Raw genomic sequence first — 24,797 nt, 5'->3', positions numbered from 1 at the left:
GGCGGAACGCAGACGCGCTCCGTCGTATGTGACGACGGATTCGGCAACGTCGTCGCCGATGCATACTGCGATCCGGGATCGCGACCGGTAGATACGCAGTCGTGCAACACGCAAGCGTGCAGCTACGACTGGGTGACCGGCGCCTACGGAACCTGCTCCGCGGCCTGCGGTGGCGGAACGCAGACGCGCTCCGTCGTATGTGACGACGGATTCGGCAACGTCGTCGCCGATGCGTTCTGCGATCCGGGATCGCGACCGGTAGACACGCAGTCGTGCAACACGCAAGCGTGCAGCTACGACTGGGTGACCGGCCTCTACGGAACCTGCTCCGCGGCTTGCGGTGGCGGAACGCAGACTCGCTCGGTGGTGTGCGAGGACGAGCTCGGGAACGTCGCCTCGGACGCGCTCTGCGACCCGGAGTTGCGGCCGGCAGACTCGCAGGCCTGCAACACGCAGGCGTGCATCTGCGAAGCAGGCGGCTTCATCGATCTCGGCGGATGCACGCCCTGCGCGCCGGGCTCGTTCACCGACCAGGGAGATCAGACGTCGTGCACGCTGTGTCCCGCGGACACCTTCGCCGCCGCTCCGGGCTCAACCGAGTGCACGGCGTGCCCGGCAGGCACATTCTCGTCGCCCGGGGCGGAGGCGTGCGAGGAGAGTCCCGCCGTACCGTTGGGTTCGCCCTTCGGCTGGATCCTGCTGATGCTCGCGTGCGTCGTCGCGGGCGCGCTACGCCTGGCCGCGGGCCGCGAGGGACACGCATAGAGGGCCGCGACGTGCCCGTTCGACGATGCGCAGCCCGGATCACCCATGAGCGCAGGCTGCCCGAGACCACCCGACTCGGCATCCAGAAGCTGAGTGAGCTCGAGTAGGCACCTTTCGAGCACGCTCTCCCGCGGACACGGCGATCACGGAACGCGCACTCGGCCGCGCATCGAGCCGCTTGGTGTTAGGCGGGACGCGCACCCTCTCACGGAGGCGTGATCCACGTCCTCCCCCAAAGCAAGAGCGTCGACGTGCGCGCCGCGATCGGATCCACCTTGCGCCGCAAGGCCGCACGCGCCTTTCCTTCTGCCTTCGCTACCGCCTTCGCCTGCCGCCTACCGCCTCGCCCGAACGCACCGCGCTCGTTTGTGCGAAGTGGGCGGCTCGGCCTGCGTCCCGAGCCCAGGTGGGAGGACGTCCCTGGCTCCGCTGCGCCGTTTTCGCCTCGTCTTCGATCGATCGATACAAGGCGTGGGGGGAATTGTGCGGAGCACGAAAAAAATCGAGCGCGGGCGAGATTACGCCTTGCGCGGGTGGGGCGAAGTGGGATAGAAAGTCATTCGAGTGGGGCGCGGTGGGATGAAACGCCGCCGAAGTGGAGCCGGGAGCCACTCGAACAGAGCGATCCCGGACCTACCAAGCGGACGATTCCACCAAGCCTGATCAGAGCATAGCTGCCCTGATCATCGAGACCGACAGCGAGGCATTTGTAGAACGATGTTTCGCGGACGTCATGACCACACGATCGACGCCAAGGGCCGACTCAGCATTCCGCGAGTGTTCCGAGGCGAGCTGGTAGGTGCGGGGGAAAGTCCACCGATGCTGGTCAACGAGAAGGATCACCTGGCGCTCTTTCCCGCGGAAACGTGGGCCGCCGAAGAGCAGCGACTGATGGAAATGTCCAGCCTCGATCCCGATGCCCAGCGACTTCGCCGCTTCTACGCCACCGGGTCCGTGCCCTGCCCGGTCGACTCTCAGGGCCGAATCCTCGTTCCCGGCTTTCTCCGCGACCACGCCGGACTCGAGAAGAACGTCATCGTCGCGGGGGTGCTCGAGCGAATCGAGATCTGGAGCCCCTCGCGTTATGAAGCGGGTCAGACCGAAACGGTCATGGGCCTGGAAGACATCAAGCGATCCCTGAATCAGGGAAGTTCGGGGTCGTAGCTTTTTTGGGGGGACTGGGGAGCCTTCTTCCGGGAAGCGCTCTCCAGGAGAGAGGTTGGGGTGTTCCCGGGGCACATAGGGTCTCCGGCGCGGTTACTGGGGGGTACGTGCCGAAGATACGTGTCCCGGGACGCCCCAACATCTTCTCTCACGACGCACTCGCCGCCTTCACCTGACGCGAGTCGCTCTTCGTTCTCTCCCCTCCTCCCGGTCCCGGGAGCGGGCGAGACGATCCGAGGAGACCTGACGGTCCACATCGACGAGAGGCACCCGGAGTGGTGACCACGGCCTACCACGAACCCGTCCTTCTCGCCGAAACCCTCGGATTCCTCGATCTCCAGCCCGGTTCCGTCATCCTCGACGGGACCCTCGGCGGCGGCGGTCACGCCCACGCGATCCTGGACCGAACCGGGCCCGATGGCGTGCTGATCGGCCTCGATCTCGACGCCGAAGCCCTGCGCGAAGCGGGCGCGCGCCTCGAGGCGGCCGGATACGGCGAACGTGTTCGCCTGATCCAGTCCTCCTTCCGCCGCCTCGACGACGTCGCGGCGGATCTCGCGCCCCTCGAGATCGACGGCATCGTTCTCGACCTCGGCGTCTCCTCCCACCAGCTCGACGAGCCCGGACGCGGCTTCCGCTTCGGCGACGCGCCGGGGGAGAGCCCGCTCGACATGCGCATGGACGGCGACGGCGACAAGCCGACCGCCAGCGCCCTCCTCGCGAGCCTCGACCCCGAATCGCTCGAGAAGATCTTCTCGGAGTATGGCCAGCTGCCGGGCTCCCGGCGCCTCGCGAAGGCGATCGTCGCACGAAGGGACGAAGCGCCCCTCGAGACGGCGTCGGATCTCGTCTCGCTGATCGGCGAGCTCGGCATCGGACGCGGACGGCGTCACAACCCGGCAACCCTCGTCTTCCAGGCGCTGCGCATCGCGGTGAACGACGAGCTCACGGCCCTCGAGGAGGGCGTGCAAGCTGCGATTCGCGTCCTCCGTCCGGGCGGGCGCCTCGCGGTCATCGCCTACCACAGCCTCGAAGATCGCCTGGTCAAGCAGACCTTCCGAAGCGAAGCCAAGGGCTGCGACTGCCCGCCCTCGTTCCCGGTCTGCCGATGCGGGCGCGTTCCGACCCTCGAAGTGCTGACGCGCAAGCCGGTGCTGCCTTCGGAGGACGAGATCGCGCGCAACCCGCGCGCGCGATCGGCGCGCCTGCGCGCCGCGACGCGACGGGAGGCGGCATGAGCGCGGGCACCTTCGATCGCCGCAACCGGGCCCAGGCGCGGGCCGCCCGCGCGATGCGTCGGGCGGCGGAGCGCCGCGGCGAGGTCGCGCCGGAGGAACGTCGTTCCTGGATCGGCGTCGACCTCGCGAAGGTCCCTCTCGCCCCGCGCTCGCGTACGCTCGTGCCGCTGATCGCCGTCGCCCTCGTCGCGGCCCTCGGCGTCGCCGCCCTGCGCATCGACCTGATCCGCACGCGTTATGCGCTCGCGGCGAACCTCGAGCAGGAGCAGACGCTCCTCGAAGATCAGCGCGCCCTGATCGTGCGACTCCGCGGCCTGCGCGATCCGTCCGTGCTGGCGGCCCTCGCGCAAGAGCGAGGCTACCGGCCGGCGGAGCGCGTGATCGCGCTCGCGGACCCGATGCCCGGACCGATCACGACGACCGACCCGACCGGCGTCCTCCCGGACGCACGCGACTTCGCGGCCGCCGTCTCGGGCTCGGCGCTTCCGGCGGTCTCCGCGGGGCCGCCTCCCGCGCTCTCCGCCGAGGGTCCCGCACGCGCGGACGAAGGAGCTCGGGAGTGAGGTCGCAGGCGCTCGATCGCGCCTCCGGCCGCATCGTCTGGATCCGACTCGCGGGCCTGGCCGTGGTGCTGCTCCTGGCCGGTCGTGCCGCCCACCTGACCGTGGCGCACACGCGAGCACGCGACCTCTACGACCAGCAGATCCAGACCGAACAGCGGCTCTCCGCCGCGCGGGGCACGATCTTCGATCGCAACGGCCGCGAGCTCGCGATCACGACGGAGGCCGCCTCGATCTATGCGCTCCCGCGCGAGATGGAGGACCGCGCCGCCACGGCGCACGCGCTCGCGGAGACCCTCGAGCTCGATCTCACGGCGATCGCGCGACGGCTCTCGAACCGCGACGGCTTCACCTACATCAAGCGCTGGGTCACCGAGGCGCAGGCGGAGCGGATCCGCGAGCTCGACCTGCCCGGCGTCGGGATCGACCGCGAGCCGCGACGCTCCTACCCCGCCGGCACCTTCGCCGCGCCGCTGCTCGGCTTCGCGAACATCGACGGCCAGGGCGTGCGTGGGATCGAGCAGCTCGAGAACGACTGGCTGACGGGACAGCCGCGAAGCGTGCGGATCGAGCGCGACGCCAGGGGGCGCGCGCTCGCGCTTCGCTCGACGGATCTCCGCGAGGTCGCCGGCGGCGACGTCGCGCTCACCCTCGATGCCGCGATGCAGGGCGCCGCCGAAGCCGCGCTCCAGGAAGTGGTCGCGAGCACGAACGCCGAAGGCGGCCTCGTGCTGACCATGGACCCGCGCAACGGCGACCTGCTTGCCCTCGCCGAAGCCCCCGGCTTCGACCCGAACGGCTTCCGCACGCTCGACTATCGCGAGACGCGGTCGCGCACCTTCACGGACGCCGTCGAAGCCGGGTCGACGATGAAGGCCTTCCTGGTCGCGTCCGCCATCGACGCCCGCGTGATCGAGCCCGAGCAGCGCTTCGAGACCGGCGAAGACGGCTCGCTTCGCGTCCGCGGCAAGACGATCCGGGATCGGCGCCCCTTCGGCCCGCTCGCCCCGGCGGACGTGCTCCGGGTGTCGAGCAACGTGGGCGCCGTGATGATCGCCCAGGCGCTGGGTCGCGAGGCGCAGCACGCGGGGCTCGAGCGCTTCGGCTTCGGAGCACGGACGCGATCGCGCTTCCCCTTCGAGTCGTCGGGCATCCTGCGCGACTGGAACGACTGGCAGCCCGTCGACCAGGCCGCGATCTCCTTCGGCCAGGGCCTCTCGGTCACCGGGATCCAGCTCGTCTCCGCCCTCGGCGCCCTCGCGAACGACGGCATGCGGATGGAGCCCCGCATCGTCCTCGCGCGCCGCCGCCCGGACCAGGGCTGGCAGACGACGGAGGTCCGCGCCCACGGTCGCGCGGTCTCCCCGCGAGCGGCCCGACTCACCCTCGACATGATGCAGACCGTCGTCTCTGCCGAGGGCACCGGACGTCTCGCCGCCCTCGACGGCGTTCGCGTCGCCGGCAAGACGGGCACGGCGCAGAAGCTCGACGTCGAGGCCGGTCGCTATTCGAACTCGCGCTACGTCGCCTGGTTCATGGGCGTCGTCCCGGCGGACGACCCGGAGATCGCGATCGTCGTCGCCGTCGACGAGCCGAAGGGCGCGCTCCACAGCGGCGGCGGAATCGCCGCCCCCCTCTTCGCCCGGGTCGCCGCGGCCCAGCTCGCACGGCGCGGGATCGTGACGCATCCGGCGCCGATTCCGGCGGCGCCCGTGCCGACGCTGCTCGCCGAACGCGAGGACGATGGGGAGAGCGCGGACCAGGCCCCCAACACGGCCACGAACGCAACGCCGACGCGCCTGCCCGACGTCGCCGCTGCGCCCCCGGCCCCGAAGACCCGCCCGGCGCCCGCGCGCCGGTCCCGAAACGAGCCGCCTCGCGCGGCTGTCGCGGCCCCCCCGGCCCGCCCCGCCGCCACCCTCGAGGTGGCGGCGGGGCGTCATCCTTCCCGCGCCGGGTCGGACGACACCTTCGACCTCGTCTTCGTGCCGGACTTCGAGGGCACGACGATGGCGCGAGCGCGTCGTCTCGCGGCCAGCGAGTCCCTCGAGATCACGACCCTGGGAGCCATCGAGGGGCGCGTGGTGTCCCAGTACCCGATTCCCGGCACGGTGCTCGAAGGAAGCGATCGCACGGTGCGATTGCGTTTCGAGCAGCGACGCACGGCTTCGGCCCGCCGGGAGGAGGGATGATGCGACTCTCCTCGCTCCTCGACGCCCTGCCCGAACACCTCGCCCTGACCGCGCTCCACCGCGCGCAGGCGAGCGACGACCCGACGATCCGGGGGCTCCGCTACGACTCCCGGCAAGTCTCTCCGGGCGATCTCTTCGTCGCGCTCCGCGGCGCGAACTCCGACGGACACGACTACCTCGACCGTGCGATCGCAGCCGGAGCGGCCGCGCTCCTGGTCGAGGCGGCGCCGGACGATGCGATCCGCGGCAACGCCCCGGTCGCGGTCGTGCCGGACACGCGACGCGCCCTCGCCCCGATCGCGGCGCGCTTCTACGGCCACCCGGCGAGCGAGATGAATCTCGTCGGGGTCACGGGCACGAACGGTAAGACGAGCACGACCTATCTGGTCGAATCGATCCTGGCCCAGGCGAGCCAGCGCGTGGGTCTCGTGGGAACGGTCGAGATCCGTTATGCGGGGCAGCGGGAAGTCGCGGTGAATACGACGCCCGAGAGTCTCGACCTCCAGCGCACGCTGCGTGCGATGCGGACCGAGCAGGTCGATGCGGCGGTCATGGAGGTCTCTTCGCACGGCCTCGAGCTCGGACGCGTCGAGGGCTGCGCCTTCAAGGTTGCCGCATTCACGAACCTCTCGCAGGACCACCTCGACTTCCACGGCAGCATGGACGCCTACTTCGCCTCGAAGGCACGCCTCTTCCGGGATCATCTCGCCCCCGGCGCGGTCGCGGTCATCAACGTCGACGACGAGTGGGGCGAGAAGATGGTCGGCATCGCGCGGGACGCGGGCGCGACGCTGCTTCGCGTGGCCCGGGGCGCCTCCGCCGACGCGGACCTTCGCCTCGTCGAGGCGGACTCGACCCTCGAAGGCACGCGGGCGACCCTCGAGGACGCGGGCGGCCGCTTCGACCTGGCGCTGCCGCTCCTGGGCGACTTCAACCTGGAGAACCTGCTCGTCGCCGTCGGAATCGGCCGCGCACTCGGCCTCGATCCCTCGACGATCGCCGCGGGCGTCGCCGCCTGTCCGCAGGTCCCGGGTCGAATGGAGCGCGTCGTCGGATCCGGGCGGAACGAACCGACCGTCCTCGTCGACTACGCGCACACGCCCGATGCCGTCGAGAAGCTGTTGCACGCGGTCCGCCCGCTCTGCGCGGGACGACTCGTGGCCGTCTTCGGCTGCGGCGGCGACCGCGATCGCGCCAAGCGCCCGCTGATGGCCCAGGCAGCCGCGGCCCACGCGGACCTGGCGATCGCGACCAGCGACAACCCGCGCACGGAAGACCCGGTGGCGATCCTCGAAGACGTCGAAGCGGGCCTCCGCGACCTCACTCGCGTCGAGTCCGACGCGCTCTTCGCCGGCGATACCGGGCGCTACACCGTCCTCGTCGACCGGCGCGAGGCGATCGTCCTCGCCGTCGGCGGCGCGGCGCCCGACGACACGGTCGTGCTCGCCGGCAAGGGCCACGAGGATTACCAGATCGTCGGCCGCGAGAAGTTCCCCTTCGACGATCGACTCGAGGCGCGACGCGCCCTGCTCGCTCGCGACCAGGGGGACACATGAGCGCCGCGGCGACCGTCGACGATCTCTGCGGGTGGGCGAACGGCCAGATCATCCGGGGTCGGGGCGACCAGACCTTCACGGGCACGAAGATCGACAGCCGCGAGATCGGGGCGGGGGATCTCTTCGTGGCGATCGTCGGTCCGAACCACGACGCCCACCGCTTCCTGGGGGACGTCCTGATCGGCGGGGCCGCCGGGGCACTGGTCCAGATGGACCGGGTCGAGGAGACCGTCGCTCGGACCGACGGATTCCTCGTCCACGTCGACGACACGACCGTCGCCCTCGGCGCCCTCGGTCGCGGCCATCGCGAGCGTTTCGACGGTCCGCTGATCGGCATCACCGGCAGCAACGGAAAGACGACGACGAAGGAGCTCTGCGCCGGGATCCTGCAGATCGCCGGACCGACCCTCGCGACCCGCGGCAACCTGAACAACAACTTCGGCGTCCCGCTCACCCTCCTCCGCCGGTCCGACGAGGACCGATACGCCGTCGTCGAGATGGGCATGAACCATCGCCACGAGATCGCGGCCCTGGCCGAGATCGCGCGTCCGACGATCGGGGTGCTCACGAACGTCGGCACGGCCCACATCGAGTTCCTCGGCTCCCGCGAGAACATCGCCCTCGAGAAGGGCGACCTCCTCGTCGCGCTCCCCGCGAGCGGCACGGCGATCGTCGATCGCGACGAGCCCCTCGCCTTCGCCCAGTCCAAACGGACGAAGGCCAGCGTCCTCACCTTCGGGCGCGGCGCCGAAGCCGACCTGCGCGCGAGCGCCACGCGCTTCCTCGACCAGGGCGCCTTCGCCTTCCAGCTCGAGACGCCCTTCGGCCGGGGCGAGATCAAGGTCTCCGGACTCGCGGAGACGATCGTCGACAACGCCCTCGCCGCCGCGGGGGGCGCCTTCGCCGCGGGCGTCTCCTTCGAGACCGTGGCCGAAGGGCTCGCCGCCCATCGCGGCGTCGCCGGGCGCATGCAGCCGCGGCCCTTTCCGAACGACGTCCTCGTGATCGACGACGCCTACAACGCCAATCCCCAGTCGATGCAGAACGCCCTCGAGACCCTCGCCCGGCTCGACACCGCGGGCTCCCGACACGCGGTCCTCGGACAGATGGGCGAGCTCGGCGACGAGGCGCTCGCCGCGCACGAAGCGCTCGGTCGCCTCGCAGGCGAGCTGCGCCTCGACGGACTCTTCCTGCTCGGCGACCACGCTTCGCGCACGGCAGAGGCGGCCCGCGAGGCCGGTCTCGACGCCGGGCGGATCGTCCTCGGTCCCGATCACGAAACCCTCGCCCGCGCCCTCCGCGATCGGCTGGGCAAGGGCGACCGCGTGCTCGTGAAGGGCTCTCGCGCCGCACGCATGGAACGCGTCATCGAACTCCTCGAAGAGGTCGGCTCCTGATGCTCGGCCGCGGTCTCTAGGAAAGGCGAGTCATCGATGCTCTACCACTGGCTCTATCCCCTGGCGGATTCCGTAGGCGCGCTGAACGTCGTCCGGTACATCACGTTCCGGACCGCGGCGGCGACCCTGACCGCCCTCTTCATCTCGTTCATCGTCGGCCCCTGGCTGATCCGCCGCCTCGCTGCCCTCCGCGTCGGCCAGCCGATCCGGGAGATCGGCCCCGACCACCAGGCGAAGGCCGGAACGCCCACGATGGGCGGTCTCCTGATCCTGCTCTCCCTCGGCATCTCGGTCCTGCTCTGGACCGACCTGACGAACCCCTTCGTCTGGATCGTGCTCGGTCTCACGACCGGCTACGGGATCCTCGGCTTCATCGACGACTACCAGAAGGTCAAGCAGCGGCACTCGGACGGGATCTCCGCGCGCATGAAGCTCTTCTGGCAGGTCCTCCTCGCCTTCGGCGTCGCCGTCGCGATCTACTCGAGCCCGAACTTCGACTCCGAGCTCGCGGTCCCCTTCTTCAAGAACTTCACGCCGAACCTGGGCATCTTCTACATCCCGCTCGCGACCTTCATCATCGTCGCCGCCAGCAACAGCGTGAACCTGACCGACGGCCTCGACGGACTCGCGATCGGCCCGGTCATGATCTCCGCCGGCACGTTCCTGCTCCTGTCCTACGCGGCCGGGCACGCCGGGATCGCGGAGTACCTGCAGATCAAGAACGTGCCCGGCTCGGGCCAGCTCGCGATCATCTGCGGCGCCCTGGTCGGCGGCGGACTCGGCTTCCTCTGGTTCAACGCCTCGCCCGCCGAGCTCTTCATGGGCGACGTCGGTTCGCTCGCGCTCGGCGGCGCCCTCGGCACGATCGCCGTCCTGATCCGCCAGGAGATTCTCCTCGCCGTGGTCGGCGGAATCTTCGTGATCGAGACGCTCAGCGTGATCATCCAGGTGGCGTCGTTCAAGCTGACCGGCAAGCGCGTCTTCCGGATGGCGCCGGTCCATCACCATTTCGAGCAGCTCGGTTGGCCCGAGCAGAAGATCGTGGTCCGCTTCTGGATCGTGTCGATCATCCTGGGCCTCGTCGCTTTGTCGTCGCTCAAGCTGCGCTGATTCACTCGCGGGGCTCCCCTTGCCGGACCCCGTACCAGACACGCGGTCACCCGGAACGCCGGGACGATCGCGGTGGGACGAAGATGACGGAGTTCGAAGGACAGAGCGTCCTCGTGCTCGGCCTCGGCGTGTCCGGACTCTCGGCCACGAAGTACCTGGTCGAGCGGGGCGCACGGGTCGTGGCCGCGGACGAGCGCGCGCCGGACGCGATCGAGGGGCTCTCGGACCTCCCCGAGGCGGTGCAGGTCCGCGTCGGCGAGCCCTTCCCCGAGCTCGACGCCTTCGACCTGGTCGTGCCGAGCCCCGGCGTCCCCGCCGCGCGATACGAAGGCTGTCGCCCGCCGGTTCGCGGCGACATCGAGCTCTGCTTCCGCGCGCTGCCCGTTCCGATCGTCGCCGTGACCGGCACGAACGGGAAGTCGACCGTCGTGAAGCTGATCGAGGCGATGGCGCGGGGCGCCGGTCTCCGCGCGCGGGCCGCCGGCAACGTCGGACTCCCGGCCCTCGAGCTCGTGGGCCAGCCCCTGGATCTCGCGATCCTCGAGGTCTCCTCGTTCCAGCTCGAGAGCGTCGAGGACTTCGCCCCGCAGACCGGGGTCCTGCTCAACATCACGCCGGACCACCTCGATCGCCACGGCGATCTCGCGGGCTACCGCGCCGCGAAGGCCCGGCTCTTCGCGCGGCAGCAGGGGGGCCAGGCCGCGATCCTGAACGGAGACGACCCGCTCTGCGCGGAAATCCCGATCGCCCCCGGCGTCGAACGCCTCGAGTTCCGCCGCCGGACGCCCGTCGCCGCCGGCGCCTGGCTCGACGGGACGAACGCGATCGTGCGACGCGGCGGAGCGCAGCAGACCGTCTCCCTCGAAGGCACGAAGACGCTCACCGGTCAGGCGGACAACGTGCTGGCGGCGCTCCTCGCCCTCGCGACGGTCGACGTCGACCTCGACGCCGCCGCGACCGCGCTCGCGGGGTTCGAGACCCTGCCGCATCGCTGCGAGGACGTCGCGACCGTCCGCGGCGTCCGCTTCGTCGACGACTCGAAGGCGACCAACGTCGGCGCCGCCGCGCGCTCCCTCGCCTCCTTCGACGCCCGGCTCGTGTGGATCGCCGGCGGGCGGCACAAGGGCGGCGATCTCGACGCGCTGCGGGACGCGGCGAAGGGTCGCGTCCGGCGCGTGCTGCTGATCGGCGAAGCCGCCGAGGCGTTCGGCTCGGCGCTCTCGGACGTCGTCGCCTGCGAGGACGTCGGCACGCTCGACGTGGCCGTCGCCCGCGCCGCCGCGATCGCCGACGAGGGCGACGTCGTCCTGCTCGCCCCGGCCTGCGCGAGCTTCGACCAGTTCGCCTCCTTCGAGGCGCGCGGCCGCGCGTTCCAGCGCGCCGTCCACGACCTCGCGCCGCGAGCCGGTGCGACGAGGGAGACCGCTTCGTGAGCGCCCACACCCCCCTCGAGAAGGCCCACGTGATGCGCCTCAACGCGCAGGACGAGCCGGCGCCGGGTCTCGACCCGGGGATCGCGATCACGACCACGCTGCTGATCGGCCTGGGCGTCGTGATGAGCTACAGCGCGACGGCGGCGCTCTCCCTGGAGTCGACGGTGCCTCCGCTCTTCTTCGATCACCTGGTCGGCCTCGCGATCGGCGGCGCCGCGGCGACCGCCGCCTACTTCCTGCCGGCGAAGATCGTGCGACACGGCGCGCTGCCCTTCTGGGGTCTCTCGGTCGCGCTGCTCGTCGCCACGCTCGTGACGGGGGTCGAAGTGAACGGCGCGCAGCGCTGGATCGCGCTTCCGGGGCTCCGCTTCCAGCCCGGCGAGCTCGCCAAGTGCGCGACGCTGATCGCGGTCGCGGCCTGGCTCTCGCGCCAGCACGAACGGCGCGAGCTCTCCTACAAGCCGACGCTCCAGGCGGCGGGACTCGCCCTCGTGCCCGCGGCGCTGCTCCTCATGCAACCGGACCTCGGGAACGCAGTCGTGCTCATGGTGCTCTGCGCGGGTCTCCTCTTCATCGCGGGCACGCCGTGGCCTCGCTTCGTGCTGCCCGGGATTGCCGGCGTCCTCCTCGTCGGCCTCTACATCGTGAACAACGCCTACGCCTGGCGACGCGTGACGGGTTTCCTCGATCCGTTCCGGGAAGCGAAGGGCGCGGGCTGGCAGCTCGTCCAGTCCTACGTGGCGTTCGGCCACGGCGGCTTCTTCGGCCAGGGACTGGGCAACGGTCGACAGAAGCTCGAGTACCTGCCCGAGGTCCACACCGACTTCGTGCTCGCCCTCGTCGCCGAGGAGCTCGGCCTGATGGGCGTGCTCTTCGTCCTCGGTGCCTTCGCGGCGCTCTGGGTGACGGGTACGCGCGCGGCGCGCCGGGCCAAGGATCGCTTCGATCTCTATCTGGCCTTCGGCATGGTCACACTCCTCACGGTCCCGGCGTTCCTCAACGCCTCGGTGGTGATGGGACTCGTCCCGACCAAGGGGCTCACGCTGCCCTTCCTCTCCTACGGACGCACGTCGCTGGTCGTGAGCTGTCTGGCCCTCGGGCTCTTGCTCGGCGTCGCTCGACGGCATCCCGCGCGGCCGGCACCCGCGCCGACCGAGGAGGACGGATGGTAGGCAGCGCGCAGAAACGCAGCGCAGCGCGCAGGCGCTGGGTGATCGCCGGCGGCGGCACGGGCGGGCACGTCACGCCTGCCCTCGCCCTCGGCGAAGCGTTGCGGCGCCAGGGCGACGAGGTCCTCTTCGTCGGTTCCGCGCGCGGACTCGAGTCGAAGCTCGTCCCCGACGCAGGCTTCGAGCTCACGCAGCTGCCCTCCGAGCAGGTGATGGGTCGCAACCCGATCGGCCGTCTCAAGGGCGCCTTCTCGATCCTGCGCAGCGCATGGATCGCCCGCCGCGTGTTGAAGCGCTTCGGTGCGGACGCCGTGATCTCGGTCGGCGGCTACGCAGCGATGCCGGCGGCTCTCGCCGCACGCCTGCGCCGGACCCCGCTCTTCCTGGTCGAACCGAACGCGATTCCCGGCCGCGTGAACCGGCTCACCGCCCGCTTCGCCCGGCGGGTCTTCGTCGGCTTCGAGTCGACGCGGGGGACGCTCCCGGCCAAGGCCGACAGCGTCTGCCTCGGCGTGCCGCTGCGCCGCGCGCTCTATCGCGCCTTCGCCGATCGGCCCGAAAAGGCCGTGCCGGCGACGCCGCTCAAGGTCTTCGTGTTCGGTGGCAGCCAGGGCGCACGCCAGCTGAACGAGAACGTGCCCGAAGCCCTCTCCCGCCTGCGCAAGAAATCCGTCGAGATCTTCCACCAGACCGGCGAGGCGGAACGGGGGCTCGTCGAGGCGCGTTATGCGGAGCTCGGCCTGCCCGCCGAGGTCGTCGCCTTCGAGCACGACATGCCCGGGCGCTATGCGTGGGCGGACCTCGCGATCTGCCGTGCGGGAGCGCTGACCGTCGCCGAGCTCGCGCTCGCCGGGATGCCGGCGCTGCTCGTGCCCTATCCCTTCGCCGCGGACGATCACCAGGCGGCGAATGCCCGCGCTCTCGAGGAGGCCGGTGCGGCGCGCTGTCTCGAAGCCCGTCCCCTCGACGTGAACGCCCTCGCCCAGGCGGTCGCGGAGCTCGTGACGACGCCGGGGCGCCTGGTGCTCATGCGCGAAGCCGCGGAGCGCCTCGCGCGTCCCTTCGCCCCGGAAGACATCCTGGAACACTGCCGCGCGGACCTCGAAGGACGTCTGCCGGTATTCCAGCGCGACGACGCGAACGAAGAGCGGAAGGAGGACGCGTGCAGCGACGTCTGAGTCCCCTCCACTTCGTCGGCGTCGGCGGGATCGGCATGGCCGCCCTCGCCGAGCTCTTCCACGCGCAGGGCCACGCGGTCTCGGGCTCCGACCTGGTCGCGAGCCCGACCTTCGAACGCCTGCGCGAGCTCGGCCTGGACGTACGACTCGGTCACGACGCGGAGGCCGTCGAGGGCGCGGAGACCGTCGTGCGTTCGTCGGCGATCTCCGAGGACAACCCCGAGATCGCCGCAGCCCGCGACGCCGGCATCCCGATCGTGGGCCGCGGGGCGCTGCTGGCAGAGGTGATGCGCACCCGCGACGCGATCGCGATCGGCGGCTCCCACGGCAAGACGACGACTTCGGCGATGACCGCGCACCTGCTCGAAGCGGCGGGCCTCGATCCGACGGCGCTCATCGGCGGCCGCGTGCCCCGCGCGAGTGGCGGCGCGAGCCCGGTCAAGCTCGGCCAGGGCGACCTGATCGTGGCGGAAGTCGACGAGAGCGACGGCTCCTTCCTGTTGACCCGGCCGGTCCTCGCGGTCGTGAACAACGTCGACCCGGAACACCTCGACCACTACGGCACGCGCGAGGCGCTCCTCGATGCCTTCGTCGACTTCGCCAACAGCGTGCCCTTCTATGGCGCCTGCGTCCTCGGAATCGACCACCCGGGCGTGCAGGAGATCGCGCCGCGGATCACCTCGCGGATCGTCCATTTCGGCTTCGACGCGAGCGCAGACGTCCGCGCCGAGCGCGTCGAACCGATCTCCGGCGGCCAGCGCGTGAAGGCTTCGCTCCGCAACCGCGGCGAGATCAGCTTCGACCTGCCGATGCCCGGTCGACACAACGTGCTGAACGCCCTCGCCGCGATCGCGGTCGGAGTCGAGCAGGGCGTCGACCCGGCGATCCTCGCCGAGGCCGTCGCGAGCTTCGCCGGCGTGTCGCGTCGCTACGAGCGCAAGGGCGAAGCCTCCGGCGTGCAGGTCGTCGACGACTACGCCCACCATCCCGCCGAGATCCGCGCCGCCCTCGCCGGCGCGCGCAGCCTCCATGCGGGCCGCATCACGGCGATCTTCCAGCCCCACCGCTACACGCGGACCCGCGACTGCTGGGACGAGTTCCTGACCGCTTTCGAGGACGCCGACCGCGTCGTCCTCGCCGACGTCTACGCCGCGAGCGAGACGCCCCTCGAAGGGATCGACGCCGCGCGCCTCGCCGACGCCGTCCGCGCGACCGGACATCCCGACGTCCGACACGGCGGACCCCTCGACGCGATCGCCGCGTCGCTCCCGGCGGAGCTCGAGGACGGCGACCTCGTCCTGACCCTCGGCGCCGGCGACGTCGTCTCCCTGGGCCCGCGCCTGCTCGAGGCCCTCGAAGCGGGAGCCGACGCATGATCGACGCGAACGCCCGCGCGGCCCTCGAAGCGCTCCTCGGCGACCGGATCGATTTCGACGTGCCGCTCTCTCGCCACACGTCGCTTCGCATCGGCGGTCCCGCCGACGCGATGGCGACCCCCGCCGACCGCGACGAGCTCGGCCGCCTGCTCGCGCTCTGTACCGAACACGGTGTGCCGACCCGGGTCCTCGGCGCCGGCTTCAACGTCCTCGTCTCCGACGCGGGCCTCGACGGCGTCGTGCTCCGGCTCAAGAAGCTGCGACGGATCGAGCGCGTCGCGGAGGACGCGATCGCCGTCGAGGCCGGTGCCTCCCACGCGACCATCACGAAGTACTCCATCGAGAACGGCCTCTCGGGCCTCGAGTTCGGTGCGGGCATCCCCGGCACCCTCGGCGGCTGGCTCGCCATGAACGCCGGAATCGGCGTGCGCGAGCTGAAGGACGTCGTCCGGACCGTGACCTGGATGGATTCCCGCGGCGAGCTCGCGGCGCCCGTCGCCCGCGCGGAACTCGACTTCCGTTACCGCGCACTCGCGGGGCTGCCCGCCGGCTGCGTGCTGGTCGGGGCGGAGCTCTCCGTCACAGCGAGCGATCGGGCGACGGTGAAGGCCGAGATCGATCGCCTCCTGGCCCACCGCACGCAGACGCAGCCCACCGACATCCCGAGCTGCGGCTCGGTCTTCCGCAACCCGACCGGCGACTTCGCTGGACGACTGATCGAGGCGGCCGGGCTGAAGGGGACGCGCGAAGGCGGCGCGGAGATCTCGACGGTCCACGCGAACTTCATCGTGAACCACGGCGGCGCCACCGCGAAGGACGTGCTCGCCCTGATCGAACGTGCCCGGGCGACCGTCCGCGAAGCCTCGGGCGTCGAGCTCGAAACCGAAGTCCAGCTGATCGGCCGCGCCAATCTGGAAGACGCGGACGACGGAGGTGCGGCCCGATGAATCCCTTTGTGCGGCTCTTCTCTCGTGACGGTGCCGGTCGCCGTGGACGCACGCCCCAGGCCGTCGCCGCCGCCCGGGCGAAGCGCGCCCGGGACCATCTCGCCCACAAGCGGGACCAGGAGCGCCTGCGCCTCGAGCGCGACCGGGTCCGGCCCGAGCTGCTCGCGAGCCGCCGTCGGCTCTTCCGCGTGCTGTCGCCGGTCGCCTTCGTCGCGGCGATCGTGCTCGGATCCCACCTCGCGCTGCCCGTCACCGAGTTCCTCGTCCTCGGCGACGCGCGCCTCGAACGCGTCGCCGTCCAGGGCGCCGCGGCGCTGCCCGCCGCGCTGATCGCCGCCTCCACCGGCGCGATCGCCGGCCAGCCCCTCGACGACCTCGACCCGGCGTCGATCGAGGCGATGCTCGTCGCCGATCCGTGGATCGAGGACGCCGGCGTGCTGCGACTGCCGACGGGGACGCTCCTCGTGCGCGTCGTCGAGCGCGACGCGATCGCCCGCTGGCGGATCGACGAGGAGATGGCCTGGGTCGATGCGACCGGTCGCCGCTTCAGCGGTACGGGCAGCGACCGGATGCTCGTCCCGACGGTCGCTGGCGCTTCCCTCGAGCCGGGTGCGCTGCCGGACGGTGCACTCCAGATCCTCGACGCGCTGAAGCGCCATCCGGAGCTCACGAGCGAGCTCGACGCGCTCACGCTCCACCTGCCGGCCCTCGAGGCGGACGCCGATGGCGTGCTGCGCGACAGCCCGGCGGGCTTCGTCCTGCAGATAGGCCAGGAGGGACCGCGCGCCCTCCTCGGCCGCCGATTGCTTTCCCAGCGCGTGGCCCGTCTTGCGGTCCTCCTCGATCACGACGAGGAGGCGCTCGCGACGGCCCGGCTGATCGATCTCCGGTACGCGGACCGTGCGGTTCTGCGTACCGCGCCTGCTTCTGGGTAGGAGTAGGCAACAAGCGGCGGTCGAGCCCGGATGGGTGAGGCCGTCCAAACAGAGTGGCTCCGGATGGAGTCGTTCAGAGCTCGTGTGACACGGAACGCACGAGCGGGGGGTGAAGCATGTCCAGAAAGGACGAGCTGATCGTCGGTCTCGATATCGGGACCACCAAGATCTGCGCGGTCGTCGCAGAGGAAACGGAGAATGGCATCGACATCGTCGGCATCGGGACCCACCCGAGCCGCGGTCTCCGCAAGGGGGTCGTCGTCGACATCGACGCGACCGTCGATTCCATCAAACACGCGGTCGAGGAAGCCGAGCTGATGGCGGATTGTGAGATCACGTCCGTCTACACCGGCGTCGCGGGCGGTCACATCCGCGCGTTCAACTCGCACGGCGTCGTCGCGGTGAAGGACCGGGAGGTCCGGGACGGCGACGTCAAGCGGGTGATCGACGCGGCGAAGGCCGTCGCGATCCCGATGGACCGGGAGGTGATCCACGTGATCCCCCAGGAGTTCATCATCGACGACCAGGATGGGATCCGGGAGCCGCTCGGCATGAGCGGGGTCCGGCTCGAGGCCAAGATCCACATCGTGACCGCGGCCGTCACCAGCGCCCAGAACATCGTGAAGTGCTGCAACAAGGCCGGGCTCAACGTGATGGACATCGTCCTCGAGCCCCTGGCCTCGGCGTGCGCCGTGCTCGCAGAGGACGAGAAGGATCTCGGCGTCTGCATGATCGACATCGGCGGTGGCACCACGGACATCGCGGTGTTCGCGGACGGGTCGATCAAGAACACGTCGGTGCTCGGTCTGGGCGGCTACCACTTCTCCAACGACATCGCGGTCGGTTTACGAACGCCGTTTGACGAGGCGGAGCGGATCAAGAAGAAGTTCGGGGTCGCTTCGGCGCGCTTCCTGGGCTCCGACGACCACATCTCGGTCCCGTCGGTGGGCGGTCGCCGGCCCCGGGAGATCTCCCGGAAGGTCCTGTGCGAGATCATCGAGCCCCGCGTGGAGGAGATCCTCTCCCTCGCGCGCCAGGAGCTGGTCCGGGCGGAGCTGATCGACAAGATCCCGAGCGGTCTCGTGCTCACGGGTGGCGCCTCGGCGCTCTCCGGGATCGCCGAGCTCGCGGAGGAGGTGTTCGAGGCCCCCGTCCGGCGCGGTCTCCCCGAGTCGATCGGGGGACTCCAGGACGTGGTGAAGAGTCCCATGTACTCGACGGGCGTCGGACTCGTGCTCTTCGGACTCGACCAGCAGCGGTCGGCCCGGAGCAGCCGCTTCCGGATCCGCGACGAGTCGATCTTCGGAAGGGTGAAGCAGCGCATGCGCGACTGGTTCTACGCCGAGTTCGACTGATCGGGACCGACCACCGGGAGGCCGGAACGGTGCGTCGCATCCCCGTCGCGCCGTTCGAGTCACCCGAAATTAAACGGAAAAAGGCGCCTATCAGGGCGCGCGAACCAGCACAAAACGAACAGTTTCGTGTTACATTCCGCGGTGCTGCCACGCATCGTCGGGGGGTGAAAGCATGGCTAAGAAGAAGAACGATCGCTCTGAGTCCGGGAACACCGAGAAAGACGGTGTCGACCTTCTCGAGCTGGGACCCGAAGACGGGCAGGAGCTGCTCGAATTCGAGGGCTCCTCTCATCAGGAAGCGGTCATCAAGGTGATCGGTGTCGGTGGTGGCGGCGGCAACGCCCTCAACACCATGATCGAGTCGGGCCTCGGAGGCGTCGAGTTCATCGCCGCCAACACGGATGCCCAGGCACTCACGCATAACAAGGCGGTGACCAAGGTCCAGCTCGGCGCGGAGATCACGCGCGGACTCGGATGCGGGGCCAACCCGGATCGCGGACGCGCCTCGGCGCTCGAAGCCCGCGACCGATTGCGCGAGCTCCTCGAAGGCTCCGACATGGTCTTCGTGACCGCGGGCATGGGCGGCGGAACCGGAACCGGTGCGGCGCCGATCGTCGCCGAGGTGGCGCGTGAAGTCGGCGCGCTGACCGTGGGCGTCGTGACCAAGCCCTTCCCCTTCGAGGGACGCGTGCGGATGAAGCACGCGGGGCACGGTCTCGAAGAGCTGCACGGCGTCGTCGACACGCTGATCACGATCCCGAACCAGCGGCTCCTCGCCCTCGCAGGCAAGGGGACCGCCATGAAGGACGCGTTCAGCATCGCCGACCAGGTGCTGCTCAACGCGGTCCGCGGGATCTCGGACCTGATCACGATCCACGGCCTGATCAACCTCGACTTCGCCGACGTTCGAACGGTGATGAACGAGGCGGGCACGGCGCTCATGGGTACGGGCATCGGCCAGGGCGACACCCGCGCGATCGACGCGGCCGCGGCGGCGATCTCGAGCCCGCTGCTCGAGGATCTGTCGATCGAGGGCGCGCGCGGCGTGCTGATCAACATCACCGGCGGCTCGGAGATGACGCTCTTCGAAGTCAACGAAGCTTCGTCGCTGGTGCACGAGGCGGCCCACGAGGATGCGAACATCATCGTCGGCGCCGTGATCGACGACCAGCTCGGCGAAGACGAGCTGCGCGTGACCGTGATCGCGACCGGCCTCGACAGCGAGGAAGCGCGACGGCGGCCGCCGACGCCGCCTGCGCGTCCGACTCCCGAGCCGCGCCAGCGGATCCCGGACCCGGTGGAGGAGATCGAGCGCGAGCGCGCGATGGTCGATGCACCGAACGTGATGCCGCTACGCGAGCCCGAGCCGATCCCGGCGCAGGCGCGCACCCAGGAGCGGGTCGAGCCGGAACAGCAGCAGCTCGCTGCGGCGGGCGGACAGACCGCCGAGGAGATGGCCCAGACCGGCTTCGAGTCGCCCTTCGAGGACGAGCTCGATACGCCCGCGTTCCTGCGAAAGCGGACGACGGGTGGGGACGACTCGGACGCCCCTTCGTTCATGCGTCGGGGAGGCAACTGACTTGCGGCCGGGTGGCGCCGGGGTGGATTCGTAGCGACGAGCCACCATGGCGGCACCGGGGTGCGGCGGTCGACCCGCTGCTGCACAGGCTTCATCAACCAAACGGCCCGCTCTGCTCTGCAGAGCGGGCCGTTTTCGTTTTGCGCCTCTTCTGCCCGCGCGTCCGGGGCGTCGATCCGTCGCCTCTTGCGGGGCCTCGCCGGGGGGCCTGGTCAGGGAAGGACGAGGGCGCGGACGAGCTCGGTCGGTTCGTGGACGAAGCGGGTGGTGCCTTCGTCTTCGAGTTCTTCGCGGGAGCCGTAGCCGTAGAGAGCGCCGACGAAGTCCAACGCGTTGTGGGCGGCCCCGATCGCGTCGTGGGCGCGATCGCCGATCATCGTCGCGTCGATCGGGGCGATCCCGCTGTCCGCGAGGGCGACCGCGAGCAGGTCGCGCTTGTCGGTGTTCGTCCCGTCGAGCTCGCTTCCGTAGGTGCGGACGAAGAATCGGGTCAGGTCGAAGTGGTCGAGGATGCGATCGACGTAGACCTTCGGCTTGCTCGACGCGACGAAGAGCTCGCCGCCCTGCGCAGCCAGGGCAGCGAGCACGTCGGGGATCCCTTCGTAGACCTCGTTCTCGAAGAGACCGATCTCTCCGTAGCGCTCACGGTACAGAGCGACGCCCCGCCAGGCCTCCTCGGAGCCGACGAGCCTCGCGAAGCTCTCGTGGAGCGGCGGACCGATACACCACTCGAGTTCGTCCTTGCCGGGAACCGGCTGCCCGAGCCCTTCGAGGGCATATTGGATGCAGCCCGTGATGCCGGGCTTCGGGTCGGTCAGGGTGCCGTCGAGGTCGAAGAAAAGCGCTTGCAAGGACATTCGGCCGCAACCATGACGCGCTTCGCCGGTTCTGGCCAGAGGGAGCCGACGGCGCCCACCCTCCTATCGCAGCGGCGCCAGCTGCGCGCCTTCACACATCCCGAGCGCGCCCTCCATCAGCATCTCCTCGCGCTTCGCATGCCGATAGAAGTAGCGGATGAACGCCTCGTCCCGGTCCGGCCCGGAATCCAGCACGAGCCGGTGCAGCTGCCGATGGCCTTCCTTGACGTCCGTCGGCCGCGAGCCCAGGAGCTCGCCCAGGTCGTCGAGCTCCTGCTCCTCGAACGCGATGCCCAATCGGTCGCCATGCCGCAGGTGCCGAGCGAGGCGCGAAGCGAACCACATCCGGTTCTTCAGGAAGGGGTCCTCGATCGCCGGCGACTGCTCCTCCTCGAGGTTCTCGATCAGCATGTCGTAGTAGTGCGAGAAGCGGGTCGGGCGCGGCGCGGGGAGCTCCGGCTCTTCGAGTGCGACGCCCGTCGCTTCCGCGAGGGCCTGGGCCGTCGTCCGCAGATAGAAGACGTGCTGCGCGATCCACTCCGCGTGCTCGGTCCCGGCGTGGAGGTTCTCCATGACCGGCGCGAGCGACATCGGGACGAGCGCCTGGGTCTTCACGTTGTAGAAGGCGAGCGTGTCGAAGTCGATCTCGCGGCCCGAGAGCTCGCCGTAGCGCTGGAGCCGTTCCGGAAAACGATCGATCGGCGTGTAGAGGTCCCGGGACCTCACGCAGCACAGGTCGGTCATCGGGTCCGACACGTGGGCGAGCTCGAAGTCGACCAGCGCCGTGACCCGGCCCTCGTGGAAGAGCAGGTTGCCCGGGCCGGTGTCGCCCTGGCAGAGGACGGGATCGACCTGCTTCTGTGGCACGTTCCGGCGCAGCCACTGGCACGCGAAGGTCAGGATCGGGAGCGGCTCCTTCACCCCCTTCTCGTAGGTCGACTGCCAGACGTCGAGGTCGTTGAGGGCGACCTCTTCCGGCGTCTTCGGGATGAATACGCCCGCCTTCTCGAAGAGCGACACGTCGACCGCGTGGAGCTGGACGAGGGCCTGAAGGAAGTCCTCGACGACGGACTCGCGCTCTTCCGGATCGGTGCAGAGATTGAAATTGTCTTCGCCGACGACGTGGGAGAGCACCGCCGCCTGAGGATCCTCGTGGAAGGCGAGCACCTCCGGGACGCGCACGCCCTCGCGGTGGAGCACGCGGAGGATCTCCGCTTCCCGGCGCGTCGAGTAGACGTCGACGTACGAGAAGGAATCGTCGCGCGTCCCACGAACGTAGGTCTGGAGGAGCGCTCCGTCCTTCTCGAGATCGACGAACCACGCATAACGTCCGCCCGACTCGCGCCCCTGACGCTCCCGCCGAACGATCCGGCCGCCGAGCTGCTCCTCGATCCAGGGAAAGATCGGCTCCCAGCGCTGTAGGTGTTCGTCGCCCATCTGCCAGACCTCCTTCGCCGCTCGGGCGTCTGACGAACTTGGCCCAGCGAGACGCGTCCCGCCACGCGACAGGAACCCGCCGTGCCATGCGACGCGAACGCGAAGTGCCTATCTTGCGCGCCGCCCGGCTTCCGGGCCCGTCTTCCGAGAGTCCCTCGATGCCCGCGCCCCACCAAAGAACCCTGGCGCAGCGTCGGATCGCTCAGGGCCGTCCCGCCCTGCCCGCGTTGCGACGGTGCCGGCTGGCCTCCATCGCCGTCTCCATCGCCGCCTCCCTCGCCGCCTCCCTCGTCGTCCTCGCAGCGCCCGTCCTCGCCTTCGCCGAGGGGGACAGATCGCCGTCGGACTTCCGGGTCACGCTCGGCTGGACGGATCTTCCTCCGGTCATCGACGGCGTGATGGACGACCCCGGCTGGCTCGATGGCGGCCTCGTCGACGAGCTCACCCAGGTCCTGCCGACGCCGGGCGCCACACCCACCCAGCGCACCGAGATCCGGATCGTGACCGACGGACAGACCCTCTACGTAGGCTTCCGCTGCTGGGATTCGGACCCCGACCAGATCGTTCGCAACCGCAAGCAACGCGACACATTCCCGTTCTGGGACGACCGCGTCGGCTTCTCCCTCGATACGTTCAACACGAAACGCAACGGCTACTTCTTCCAGACCAACCCGAACGCGATGCGCCACGACGTCCTTCTCGAGGCGGAGGAGTTCGAGGTGAGCTGGGACACCATCTGGTACGTCGAGACATCGATCGACGCCGAGGGGTGGACGGCCGAGTTCGCAATTCCCTTCGCCTCGATCGGATTCGACCCCGAGGTCGACGCCTGGGGCCTGAACTTCGAGCGCGGGATCCGCCGCAGCGACGAGACGGCGCGGTGGTCGGACTGGCAGCCCCAGAACTTCGTCAGCTCGATGGGGGTCGCCGGAACCCTCGAAGGCGTGGACGACCTCGACCAGGGGCTCGGCTTCGAGCTGACGCCCGGCATGACGATCCGTCGGCGCGACGAGCGCGCGGTCCAGGACCGATTCGAGTTCGACCCGACCTTCGACGGCTACTACAAGGTGCTGCCCTCGGTGACGACCTCGGTCACGGCGAACACCGACTTCGGTCAGGTCGAAGTAGACGACATCCAGATCCAGGACGACCGCTTCGCCCTGTTCTTCCCGGAGAAGCGGGATTTCTTCCTCGAGGACGGTCTGATCTTCGATTTCGGAGACATCAGCCAGAACGGCCGCCCCTTCTTCTCACGCCGAATCGGGTTCAACCCCGGTAACAGCGTCGCGGGCGGAGGTCCGGCCCGGATCCTGGGCGGAGGAAAGCTGACCGGCCGCCTCGGACCCGTGAAATTCGGCGTCCTCGACACCTACATCGACGAGGCGAACGACATCGACGCCCGCAATCTCTTCGTCGGCCGCGCCGCAGTCAACGTGTTCGGCGAATCGACGCTCGGGATGATCCTCACCCGCGGCAATCCGGACGGAAGTGCAGCGAGCAACCCGACCCGCGGCCGCGCCTACGACGAGACCAGCGGAACCGGCGGCGGACGGAACTCGACGACCGTGGGCACCGACTTTCTCTACCGCAACACCAACTTCCGCGATACCGGTCAGGTCTTTCGCGCGAGTCTCTGGTGGGCGAAGAGCATCGACGACAACCACCTGAGCGCCGGGCGCAACAACGGCTACGGCGTCAAGCTCGAATACCCGAACGACCGCTTCAACTGGCTCGTCGGCTTCGAGGAGCTCCAGGAAGACTACGCGCCTCGGATCGGCTTCGTGAACCGGAACGACATCCGACACACGTTCAACTCGTTTCGCTACCGGACCCGTCCGTCGAGAGGCCCTTTCCGGACGATCGACAACGAGGTCTTCGGGCAGGTCTTCGTCGACTCGGGAAACCAGCTCGAGACCGTGAACCTGCGGATCATTCCCGCGGAGTTCACGACGCCGATCGAAGACGGCTTCGACGTTCGGTACCGGCTTCGCCACGAGCTCGTCCGTCCGAACGACTTCATTCCGACGGTCGCGATCCCTGCCGACGACTACACCTTCCACGAAGCCGCTCTGCGAATCTTCACGAGCCGGAACCGGCCGGTCCGCGTCGAAACCGAGATCGGCTGGGGGAGCTTCTTCGACGGGACGCGCACCCGCTTCGACCTCGTCCTCGAGTTCCGCCCCTCGCACTACCTCTTCTTCGAGGTCGAGTACGAGCTCCGCGACATCAATCTGCCCAAGCGGCGGGGACTCGCCTCGGGCGAACCCGACCGCAACGACCGGGACACCCAGCTCGTGCGGCTGAAGGTCGACCTCCTGTTCACGCCGAACGTGGTGTGGTCGAACTTCGTCCAGTACGACAACCGCAGCGACAATGCGGGAATCAACAGCCGCTTCCGCTATATCCTGCGCGACGGCCGGGAGTTCTTCCTCGTCGTGAACCAGAACGTCGACACCGACGACAACCGGGCGAATCTCTCGCGCAGCGAACTCCTCGTGAAGGGGGTCTGGACCCTCACGTTCTGAATCGCGCGGGCGCGCCCCGGAGAC

General features: G+C 69.8%; 19 protein-coding genes. 17 read left to right on the top strand and 2 right to left on the bottom strand.

Annotation, left to right across the window (positions count from 1 at the left end):
- The 16 genes from NXI30_25305 to ftsZ form a co-directional block, all read left to right on the top strand.
- Positions 1 to 765 (top strand): hypothetical protein (locus tag NXI30_25305; protein ID MCR9097549.1); only part of this gene is annotated, 765 nt, incomplete at its 5' end.
- Between the two features lie 717 nt (positions 766 to 1,482).
- The gene (gene mraZ / locus NXI30_25300; protein ID MCR9097548.1) at positions 1,483 to 1,929 is read left to right on the top strand and encodes a division/cell wall cluster transcriptional repressor MraZ; all 447 of its coding nucleotides are present in this window, start codon (positions 1,483 to 1,485) and stop codon (positions 1,927 to 1,929) included.
- Positions 1,930 to 2,207: 278 nt separating this feature from the next.
- Positions 2,208 to 3,167: a 16S rRNA (cytosine(1402)-N(4))-methyltransferase RsmH gene (gene rsmH / locus NXI30_25295; protein MCR9097547.1), complete on the top strand. Its 960-nt coding sequence runs from the start codon at positions 2,208 to 2,210 to the stop codon at positions 3,165 to 3,167.
- The gene (locus tag NXI30_25290; protein MCR9097546.1) at positions 3,164 to 3,730 is read left to right on the top strand and encodes a hypothetical protein; all 567 of its coding nucleotides are present in this window, start codon (positions 3,164 to 3,166) and stop codon (positions 3,728 to 3,730) included. Before rsmH ends, NXI30_25290 begins: the two co-directional genes overlap by 4 nt.
- Positions 3,727 to 5,919, top strand: coding sequence for a penicillin-binding transpeptidase domain-containing protein (locus NXI30_25285; GenBank protein ID MCR9097545.1), 2,193 nt, complete (start codon positions 3,727 to 3,729; stop codon positions 5,917 to 5,919). Before NXI30_25290 ends, NXI30_25285 begins: the two co-directional genes overlap by 4 nt.
- Positions 5,916 to 7,475: a UDP-N-acetylmuramoyl-L-alanyl-D-glutamate--2,6-diaminopimelate ligase gene (locus tag NXI30_25280; GenBank protein MCR9097544.1), complete on the top strand. Its 1,560-nt coding sequence runs from the start codon at positions 5,916 to 5,918 to the stop codon at positions 7,473 to 7,475. Before NXI30_25285 ends, NXI30_25280 begins: the two co-directional genes overlap by 4 nt.
- Positions 7,472 to 8,872: a UDP-N-acetylmuramoyl-tripeptide--D-alanyl-D-alanine ligase gene (locus NXI30_25275; protein ID MCR9097543.1), complete on the top strand. Its 1,401-nt coding sequence runs from the start codon at positions 7,472 to 7,474 to the stop codon at positions 8,870 to 8,872. Before NXI30_25280 ends, NXI30_25275 begins: the two co-directional genes overlap by 4 nt.
- Before the next feature lie 36 nt (positions 8,873 to 8,908).
- Positions 8,909 to 9,982, top strand: a complete 1,074-nt coding sequence (gene mraY / locus NXI30_25270) for a phospho-N-acetylmuramoyl-pentapeptide-transferase (protein ID MCR9097542.1) — start codon at positions 8,909 to 8,911, stop codon at positions 9,980 to 9,982.
- An 83-nt stretch (positions 9,983 to 10,065) separates the two neighbouring features.
- The gene (murD, locus tag NXI30_25265; protein ID MCR9097541.1) at positions 10,066 to 11,415 is read left to right on the top strand and encodes a UDP-N-acetylmuramoyl-L-alanine--D-glutamate ligase; all 1,350 of its coding nucleotides are present in this window, start codon (positions 10,066 to 10,068) and stop codon (positions 11,413 to 11,415) included.
- The gene (gene ftsW / locus NXI30_25260) at positions 11,412 to 12,587 is read left to right on the top strand and encodes a putative lipid II flippase FtsW (GenBank protein MCR9097540.1); all 1,176 of its coding nucleotides are present in this window, start codon (positions 11,412 to 11,414) and stop codon (positions 12,585 to 12,587) included. The genes murD and ftsW overlap by 4 nt, the downstream gene beginning before the upstream one ends.
- Positions 12,581 to 13,762, top strand: a complete 1,182-nt coding sequence (gene murG, locus NXI30_25255; GenBank protein MCR9097539.1) for an undecaprenyldiphospho-muramoylpentapeptide beta-N-acetylglucosaminyltransferase — start codon at positions 12,581 to 12,583, stop codon at positions 13,760 to 13,762. The genes ftsW and murG overlap by 7 nt, the downstream gene beginning before the upstream one ends.
- Positions 13,747 to 15,138 carry a UDP-N-acetylmuramate--L-alanine ligase gene (gene murC / locus NXI30_25250; protein MCR9097538.1) on the top strand — a complete coding sequence of 464 codons (1,392 nt, stop codon included), beginning with the start codon at positions 13,747 to 13,749 and terminating at the stop codon, positions 15,136 to 15,138. Before murG ends, murC begins: the two co-directional genes overlap by 16 nt.
- Positions 15,135 to 16,085, top strand: a complete 951-nt coding sequence (murB, locus tag NXI30_25245; protein ID MCR9097537.1) for a UDP-N-acetylmuramate dehydrogenase — start codon at positions 15,135 to 15,137, stop codon at positions 16,083 to 16,085. The genes murC and murB overlap by 4 nt, the downstream gene beginning before the upstream one ends.
- Positions 16,082 to 17,020 (top strand): FtsQ-type POTRA domain-containing protein, encoded by a 939-nt coding sequence (locus tag NXI30_25240; GenBank protein ID MCR9097536.1) that lies wholly within the window; start codon positions 16,082 to 16,084, stop codon positions 17,018 to 17,020. The genes murB and NXI30_25240 overlap by 4 nt, the downstream gene beginning before the upstream one ends.
- A gap of 116 nt (positions 17,021 to 17,136) precedes the next feature.
- A complete protein-coding gene (gene ftsA / locus NXI30_25235) occupies positions 17,137 to 18,375 on the top strand; it encodes a cell division protein FtsA (protein MCR9097535.1) in 1,239 nt (412 codons plus the stop codon).
- A 172-nt stretch (positions 18,376 to 18,547) separates the two neighbouring features.
- Positions 18,548 to 19,954 (top strand): cell division protein FtsZ, encoded by a 1,407-nt coding sequence (gene ftsZ / locus NXI30_25230; protein ID MCR9097534.1) that lies wholly within the window; start codon positions 18,548 to 18,550, stop codon positions 19,952 to 19,954.
- Positions 19,955 to 20,166: 212 nt separating this feature from the next.
- On the opposite strand, the gene NXI30_25225 is transcribed toward ftsZ, so the two are convergent.
- Positions 20,167 to 20,805 (bottom strand): HAD hydrolase-like protein, encoded by a 639-nt coding sequence (locus NXI30_25225; GenBank protein ID MCR9097533.1) that lies wholly within the window; start codon positions 20,803 to 20,805, stop codon positions 20,167 to 20,169.
- Between the two features lie 69 nt (positions 20,806 to 20,874).
- Positions 20,875 to 22,248 (bottom strand): phosphotransferase, encoded by a 1,374-nt coding sequence (locus NXI30_25220; GenBank protein ID MCR9097532.1) that lies wholly within the window; start codon positions 22,246 to 22,248, stop codon positions 20,875 to 20,877.
- 158 nt (positions 22,249 to 22,406) lie between these two features.
- On the opposite strand from NXI30_25220, the gene NXI30_25215 reads away from it, so the two are divergent.
- On the top strand, positions 22,407 to 24,773 hold the full coding sequence (locus tag NXI30_25215; protein MCR9097531.1) for a carbohydrate binding family 9 domain-containing protein: 2,367 nt from the start codon (positions 22,407 to 22,409) through the stop codon (positions 24,771 to 24,773).
- Positions 24,774 to 24,797: the final 24 nt, after the last annotated feature.

The sequence above is a fragment of the bacterium genome, from assembly GCA_024742285.1.
GTDB lineage: Bacteria > Myxococcota_A > UBA9160 > UBA9160 > UBA4427 > UBA4427.
This window is presented reverse-complemented; position numbering and strand designations above follow the sequence as displayed.